The 5,890-nt window shown below is 65.9% G+C and carries 14 protein-coding genes and 1 pseudogene; 2 read left to right on the forward strand and 13 right to left on the reverse strand.

Annotated elements, in window-relative coordinates; genetic code table 11:
- The 3 genes from MKK84_RS10105 to MKK84_RS10115 all read right to left on the reverse strand — a co-directional run.
- Positions 1–270 (reverse strand): hypothetical protein (locus MKK84_RS10105; RefSeq protein ID WP_243919295.1); only part of this gene is annotated, 270 nt, incomplete at its 3' end.
- 46 nt (positions 271–316) lie between these two features.
- Entirely contained in the window at positions 317–1,165 is an 849-nt protein-coding gene (locus tag MKK84_RS10110) for a recombinase family protein (protein WP_243919297.1), read from the reverse strand.
- Between the two features lie 68 nt (positions 1,166–1,233).
- Entirely contained in the window at positions 1,234–1,437 is a 204-nt protein-coding gene (locus MKK84_RS10115; RefSeq protein WP_243919299.1) for a site-specific DNA-methyltransferase, read from the reverse strand.
- Positions 1,438–2,055: 618 nt separating this feature from the next.
- Here MKK84_RS10115 and MKK84_RS10120 point away from each other — a divergent pair.
- Complete coding sequence (locus MKK84_RS10120; RefSeq protein ID WP_243919301.1) at positions 2,056–2,304, forward strand: hypothetical protein; 249 nt, start codon at positions 2,056–2,058, stop codon at positions 2,302–2,304.
- Positions 2,305–2,399: 95 nt separating this feature from the next.
- Here MKK84_RS10120 and MKK84_RS10125 read toward each other — a convergent pair whose 3' ends face one another.
- From MKK84_RS10125 to MKK84_RS10165, 9 genes are all read right to left on the reverse strand, one after another.
- On the reverse strand, positions 2,400–2,549 hold the full coding sequence (locus tag MKK84_RS10125) for a hypothetical protein (RefSeq protein WP_243919303.1): 150 nt from the start codon (positions 2,547–2,549) through the stop codon (positions 2,400–2,402).
- Positions 2,533–2,937, reverse strand: coding sequence for a hypothetical protein (locus MKK84_RS10130; protein ID WP_243919304.1), 405 nt, complete (start codon positions 2,935–2,937; stop codon positions 2,533–2,535). Before MKK84_RS10130 ends, MKK84_RS10125 begins: the two co-directional genes overlap by 17 nt.
- Positions 2,934–3,137 (reverse strand): hypothetical protein, encoded by a 204-nt coding sequence (locus tag MKK84_RS10135; RefSeq protein ID WP_243919305.1) that lies wholly within the window; start codon positions 3,135–3,137, stop codon positions 2,934–2,936. The genes MKK84_RS10130 and MKK84_RS10135 overlap by 4 nt, the downstream gene beginning before the upstream one ends.
- On the reverse strand, positions 3,134–3,325 hold the full coding sequence (locus MKK84_RS10140; RefSeq protein WP_243919308.1) for a hypothetical protein: 192 nt from the start codon (positions 3,323–3,325) through the stop codon (positions 3,134–3,136). The genes MKK84_RS10135 and MKK84_RS10140 overlap by 4 nt, the downstream gene beginning before the upstream one ends.
- A 16-nt stretch (positions 3,326–3,341) precedes the next feature.
- Entirely contained in the window at positions 3,342–3,497 is a 156-nt protein-coding gene (locus MKK84_RS10145; protein ID WP_243919309.1) for a hypothetical protein, read from the reverse strand.
- A 1-nt stretch (position 3,498) separates the two neighbouring features.
- Complete coding sequence (locus tag MKK84_RS10150) at positions 3,499–3,651, reverse strand: hypothetical protein (protein WP_243919318.1); 153 nt, start codon at positions 3,649–3,651, stop codon at positions 3,499–3,501.
- Positions 3,651–4,034 carry a hypothetical protein gene (locus MKK84_RS10155; protein WP_243919320.1) on the reverse strand — a complete coding sequence of 128 codons (384 nt, stop codon included), beginning with the start codon at positions 4,032–4,034 and terminating at the stop codon, positions 3,651–3,653. Before MKK84_RS10155 ends, MKK84_RS10150 begins: the two co-directional genes overlap by 1 nt.
- Before the next feature lie 10 nt (positions 4,035–4,044).
- Positions 4,045–4,194 (reverse strand): hypothetical protein, encoded by a 150-nt coding sequence (locus MKK84_RS10160; RefSeq protein ID WP_243919322.1) that lies wholly within the window; start codon positions 4,192–4,194, stop codon positions 4,045–4,047.
- A 195-nt stretch (positions 4,195–4,389) separates the two neighbouring features.
- Positions 4,390–4,662 (reverse strand): hypothetical protein, encoded by a 273-nt coding sequence (locus tag MKK84_RS10165; RefSeq protein WP_243919324.1) that lies wholly within the window; start codon positions 4,660–4,662, stop codon positions 4,390–4,392.
- 519 nt (positions 4,663–5,181) lie between these two features.
- Here MKK84_RS10165 and MKK84_RS10170 point away from each other — a divergent pair.
- Entirely contained in the window at positions 5,182–5,343 is a 162-nt protein-coding gene (locus MKK84_RS10170) for a hypothetical protein (protein WP_243919325.1), read from the forward strand.
- A 420-nt stretch (positions 5,344–5,763) separates the two neighbouring features.
- On the opposite strand, the pseudogene MKK84_RS10175 reads toward MKK84_RS10170, so the two are convergent.
- A pseudogene (locus MKK84_RS10175) lies at positions 5,764–5,890 on the reverse strand (IS630 family transposase); the annotation flags it as partial.

Raw genomic sequence — 5,890 nt, forward strand, 5'->3', positions numbered from 1 at the left:
GCCGGCGGCCGCGCACATTCGGATCAGGTCGTCCTGCCACTTCTTGGCCGTCGCCGACTGCAGCTTCTGCGTGGTGCGCAGCACGAGGATGTCGCCGTGCCGAACCTCAAGGCGGTCGAGCTGGCGCTCCATGTCGTCCGCGCCCGGCGCCTGGTGGACCACCACCTGCCCGGGCTCAAGGCGAAGCGGACGCCGCGGATCGAAGTCCATGGGGCCGGAGATCGTGGCGGAGCGCAGTTCGGCGAGCCTGGCGTAGCAGCCCTCGCTCATGCAGGCCGCGCGACGATCGGCGGGACAGGTGGCGCAGTGCATGGATCTACCGGACGATGCGGGCATGGCTGCCCGGGCGGTTGACGTGGGTGACGACGCCGCCGGTGATGAACACCACCTCCGTGCGCCCGAAGTAGGTTTGGTTGTTCAGCACGTAGCTGACGCCGCCGCCGGACCAGCGACGGCCGCGGGGCGACGGGATGCCGTCGGCGTTGAGGCCGTCGGCGATCGCGCGGACCGTCCGGCCGGCGCCGTTTTCGGCGAAGATCCGGCGGATGACCGCGGCGGGCCCTTCGTCCACGAGGAGACCGCCCTTGCCGTCCGACAGGTAGCCGTAGGGGATGCGCCCGCAGCTGTAGCCACCCTGGCCGGCCTTCTGCATGCGGCCGCCCTTGGTGCGCTCCGTGATGGTGTCGCGCTCTTGCTCCGCGAGGGCGGAGAGCACGCCGAAGATGAGCCGGCCGGCGGCCGAACCCGTGTCCATCCCTTCCGAGATGCTGCGGATGCTCACCCCGTGCTGAGCGTCGAGCTCGCCCGAGGTGCCCACCGCCAGCGCCAGAGAGCGGGCAAGGCGGTCGAAGCGTTTGACGAGGAGCACGGAGAACCGCTCGTCGGCGGCGAGCTCCAGCACCTTCGCAAAGCCGGGACGGTCTGCCGGGCGGGTGGTACCCGACACGCCGGGGTCGGCGTGGACTGCGATCAGTTCCAGGCCGACCGCGTCCGCGTACTTTCGGATCGCATCCTCCTGCGCGTCGAGGCCGAAGCCCAACTGCGCCTGCTCCTCGGTGGAGACCCGGATGTAGCCGACTGCCCGAGCCCGAACCTCTTCGCGCTGGGCCGTCTGGACCGCATTCCTACGGAGCGCGCGGCGGGCGCGAGCGCTACTTGCAGCCACTCGCAAGCCCCTGTTTTTTCTGCGCTTTTCAGGATGGATTTGGCCGCTGCCTGATAATTCTTGAATTATCAGGCAGCGGCCGGTTTTCGAGGGCGTCTGCAGGCCTGCGGACCGCGTTCAGCCACCGCTTCGAGCCGCCGACAGGCGGTGTCGAAGTGGCGTGGATCAGCCTCGATGCCGAGGTACGGCAGCCCGAGCTCGGCGTAGGCTTCGCCAATCGGCGAGGAACCCATGACCGGGTCGAGGACCGGGCCGTCGAAGATCGGGAGCAAGCTGCGCGGACAAGGGCAGCGCTGGTGAAGACGCCGCAGGCCGGGAAGCCAACGTCAGCCGTTGGTCTCCTGATCGGAGAACACCATGACGTTCATGCGTACAACAGCGTTTGCTATCATTCTGCTTGGTGGAACCGCGGCGCATGCCCAGACGACGGGGGCCGAGGTAACGCTTATCCGCGATACGACTGCTGTCGGGGCAACCAAGCCTCCGAGCCGTGACGCCAGTCCGACCTCGCGTCAGAACCCCGCTCGTCGCTCGCAGAACGAGCTCAATCAGGACAAGATCGCCAAAGGCATCTGCATCGGGTGCGGCCCAAAGTAGCCGATCGGAACAGTTCAGCCGATTGGGTCAGCTGGACCAACGTTTAGGCGAGGACCTACGCGAAGCCTAAAAATTTACGGACCTGCTTCGCTGCGCTTTATTGGCGGTGAGGCACTGTCGCGTTGCTCCAGGAGTAGCCGATGTTCCCCTTTCGCAAAGCCCTCGTCGCAGCCGCTTTCACCGCACTGATCCCATCGCCGGCCGTATTGGCCCAATCCGAACAGGGGCGGTCCGCCTCGACCTCTGATGCCGCGTCGCCTAGTCGGGCCTACCCGCTACGCGTGGATAGCACGATGGCCATTAACATCCCGGTAGCACCCGGCGCGGGTACCGAGGAGCAGGTCAAACAGATCGCCGTTGCGCGCGCCTACCTGTACCAGGCGGCGGCTCAAGATTGCGAAAACCTGAAGCAAGCTTTCAAAGCCGAGTGCAGGTTGGTGAATGTGCGGGTGAACAGCAGCGTTCAATCGCGGGGATCGTCAGGCGAGACGATGTTCGTAAATGTGCAGTCCGCCTACGAGGTGACGATCCGTCCGAACTGACGGGCAGCGCTCCATAGGCTTGCAGGCGCCCGGGCCCTAGGCGGCAAAGGCCCGGGCGACACCCAATGCGAAACGGCGGTACCAGGCGCGGAACATCACGCGTCCCGCAGGATCCGGCCCCACTCGGCGAGCAGGGCCATCGGCAGCTGGTAATTCGCCTCGACGACGATCGTCGCCGCGGCGGCGTAGATCGCGACCAGCGACCAGAGGTCGAGGTGGGCCGGCGGGTCAGAGCGCGTCGTCACCGATCAGGTCCTCGACGATGGCGTCCCGCTCGAAGTCGAAATCTGCGAGATGATAGAGGTGCAGCTCGGTGGCGCGGTCGTACCGAGCCCACTGCAAGGCTTCCCACATCTGGCCTCGGTGTCCGGCGCCGACGATGCGGGCGATGCCGTCCTCACCGCGGCGGACCGCCAGGAACACGGCGCCGGGCGCATCGGCCCCGATGGCCTTGTCCAGCGTCCAGACGCCGACGACGTAGCGACGACCGGACACCCCGCGCCATGCGGACAGGGCGACCGTCGAGGACCGAGTCACCTTGAGGCGCTCCTCCCGGACCTGCGAGCGGGCCGCGCGATCAGCCTTGAGCCGCGAAAGCTCGTTCGACCAGGCGAGGCGGCGGCGCGCACTCATGGCCGCGATCCGCAGATTACCTTCGCATATCGCCCATCGCCCAACAGACGGTCGCGGGCCACGTTCGCCTGCCCCGCCATCATGCAGGCGAAGACCGACGGCGTCTTCACGGTGATCACATCGAGGGCGGTGTCGCGCTGGCAATCGGGCTGCGTGGTCGAGGCAGCACACACCAGGATCAGGGCGAAGACCGTCTTCATGCGGCATCCCCCAGGGTGAGCGCGGCGACTAGGACGCAGGCGGCGAGCGCAAAGTGCAGGGCGGCGATCAGCAGGACGTCGCGGAACGACGTCTCGGCCGAGCGGGATGGGTGATGGGCGTCGAGGCCGGCGATCGCGATCAGCAGCACCAGCGCCACCGCGATGAACGGGATGGGCGCGAGGCTCATGATCGGGTCGTCCATCTCAGCGACGTGCGCCCTTGGCCGGGAACAGTGCAGCGCAGAGTGCGATCACCAGCGCGATCGCCAGGACCTGCACGGTCAGTGGCGACAGACAGACCGGCGGCACGAACGGCGCGATGCGCTCGGGCGTGGCGACGTCGAGGATGAGGCCGTCCATGTCAGGGGGCTTCGCCAGTGGACAGGGCGCGGCCGGCGTGGATCGGGCGGCCGGAGCAGAGTGCTGGGACCGGATCGCGCCAGGAGCGGATCGGAGCGGGGTCGGCACGGCGCAGGCCCACCAGCAGGGCTAGACGCGCGATGAGCCGAGGCATCAGAGCCGCCACGCCTGCATCACCGCACGAGCATGCTCGCGCTGCTCGTCGACGAAGTGGTCGCGGAAGACTGGAAGGCTGAGGCGTCGGGTGATCGCCCGCTCATCGGCGATGCTCGGGGCGGCGACGATGCGCGTGCACGCCGCAACCTCTGGACCACGCATCGTCGCGATCGTGTCGCGGAAAATCCCGACACAGGAGGGCGAATGCACGATGACCACCGCGCCATCAGACGGCAGGCTCATGATCATGCGATGCGTGCGGCCGGAGCGACGCTTCTCGGCGGCGGTGGGCTTGGCTTCGTCGTTGCCTTCGGCCGCAGAGCGCGCTCTGGCATCCGCCGATACGCCAACGCGCAGCGGAGGGGCGTCCTGAAACAACATCCGGTCAGCCTCAGCGGAAGATCGAGCGAAAGAACGAGGCGTCGAATGCCAGGCGAAACTGCAGGCTCTGGGCGCGGAACCGGATATCGACCGGGGCGCAGTCGCAGCGTTGGATGGCGGCGCACAGGTCGAGGAGCGCAGCACGTTGAGAGGCGGTCATAAGCGCTCCAAAGAAAAACCCCGCCGGTGCAGGGCGGGGTGATCAATTGTCGCGGCGGATATTCTAAATACAAAAGCGCGGAACATAGATTTGTGGCAATATCTATCTGCCAAGCGAAGCTGCGAAGGCAGTTTTCGCAAAGCCAGCGGGCCGGACATCAGCGCCCCTCAGCAGAGCCCGGCCCGCTGCCGTCGATCAGACTGTTCTTGCTGCCGTCCGAACGCGCTCGCGATGACGTAGGACGGCGGTCGGAACCGGCGGTCGCACACGACGCTCCGGCCCAGCAGCGCCGGCTTCGTGGCCCGGCCAATTGCCGGTCAGGTCTCGGTAGAAGCGTCGGGCATGGTCGCGGATCTCGTCGCGATCGGCGACGTAGTCTTCTTGGGTGTGGCGGTGACTCGGGGCGCGCAGCCGGTCCGCCAGGAGGCAGAGGCCGTGCAGGCGCTCGACGATGTCGCGTTCGGTCACGGCCGCGGATCCGTCATGGGAGCAGCCTACCAAGAAATGGGCCGCTTTAGGAGCGGATGGGGAAGGTTTGGGCCGGGACTGCAGCTTCGACCGCTGCTTGAGGGCAGCCGCACCATCTAAAACGGGGTCAGGCCCTGAAACGACGAAGGCCCCGCGCGGGTGTCCGCCGGGGCCTTCTAGAATTTTGCAGGGTCCGAATTACCGCAAGCCGTTCTCCCCGTCAAGCTAATGCTCAAAGGGTCTGCTTCAATCATAGTTCGGCCGGCGGCGCGATCGGCTTTCGTGGTAGTTTGCAGTCGGTCTGCTTCCGAGCGGCAAACGTATCGAAGCAGTCAGCGCGCAACGCCCTTTTGCGTCGCTGCCAAGGACTTAAAGTGGGCACCGCCGGCTAGATCCTGGCGGTATCTCCGATTTTGTCGAACCATAAACGCTTCCAGTTGTTACTGCCGCATGGGAGAGCCGACCCCACCCTCTGACGCCAGGGCCCTGGTCCTCCAGAACAGGATCGCCTTCAGCATCTTGTTGGACGAGTGCGTCATCGCGGTCCTGTCCGACGCCACGGCCTTGATGCGTGAGGTAGGCGACCCGGCTGTTTTGGAGTTTGAAAGCGCAATCCGGACCTACCGTGTCAGCATCTTGAAGCAACGCACCATCCTCGGTGCCGCCGGGATCGACGTGTGATGGAACGGCGCCCCCTCTACATCGTTCGTGGCGTCGCAAAGCGCGGCAATGTCACCTACAACTGTCCTTCCCCGGAGTGGGCGGTGCGTAAGTACCGGGACCTTCAGCAGCGAGAGTGGATTGAGCTGACGATCACGGGTCCGGACGGCCGAATGCTCACGATAACCGAACTAGAAGGTGCGTCAGTTGAAGCTGCTGTCCCTATGGCGAACACTCTTGCAAATCATTCCTAGCCGGTCGGACTGAACCGAACGGCCGCTACGGAAAAGCGTCGACGGCGGTCCGAGCGGCTAAGTTGGGTTGCAAGGCGAATGGCTGCTCAGGGTGGTTTCCAGCCGGTCCGCTTCCGAGCGACAGACACTTCAGAGCGGACGTTGCGGTTACACCCGCCTCCACCCCTCTTGTACCTAGTGCACTGACTCAGACGGATGGTTCAGGGGATCGGCTGACGGCGGCTAGGATGTCGGTGGCGGGTTTGGTCCAGACGAAAGGTCTGGCGCGCCGGTTGTGCTCGGCGATGTAGCGTTTGATCGCCGCCTGAAGGTCG

The sequence above is a fragment of the Methylobacterium sp. E-065 genome (assembly GCF_022829605.1).
Taxonomy (GTDB): Bacteria; Pseudomonadota; Alphaproteobacteria; order Rhizobiales; family Beijerinckiaceae; genus Methylobacterium.

Coding starts and splice junctions, on each gene's coding strand:
- MKK84_RS10120 (WP_243919301.1), top strand. CDS start 2,056: ATGGCCATTAACATCCCGGTAGCACCCGGCGCGGGTACCGAGGAGCAG.
- MKK84_RS10130 (WP_243919304.1), bottom strand. CDS start 2,937: ATGAGTGCGCGCCGCCGCCTCGCCTGGTCGAACGAGCTTTCGCGGCTC.
- MKK84_RS10135 (WP_243919305.1), bottom strand. CDS start 3,137: ATGAAGACGGTCTTCGCCCTGATCCTGGTGTGTGCTGCCTCGACCACG.
- MKK84_RS10140 (WP_243919308.1), bottom strand. CDS start 3,325: ATGAGCCTCGCGCCCATCCCGTTCATCGCGGTGGCGCTGGTGCTGCTG.
- MKK84_RS10145 (WP_243919309.1), bottom strand. CDS start 3,497: ATGGACGGCCTCATCCTCGACGTCGCCACGCCCGAGCGCATCGCGCCG.
- MKK84_RS10150 (WP_243919318.1), bottom strand. CDS start 3,651: ATGCCTCGGCTCATCGCGCGTCTAGCCCTGCTGGTGGGCCTGCGCCGT.
- MKK84_RS10155 (WP_243919320.1), bottom strand. CDS start 4,034: ATGTTGTTTCAGGACGCCCCTCCGCTGCGCGTTGGCGTATCGGCGGAT.
- MKK84_RS10160 (WP_243919322.1), bottom strand. CDS start 4,194: ATGACCGCCTCTCAACGTGCTGCGCTCCTCGACCTGTGCGCCGCCATC.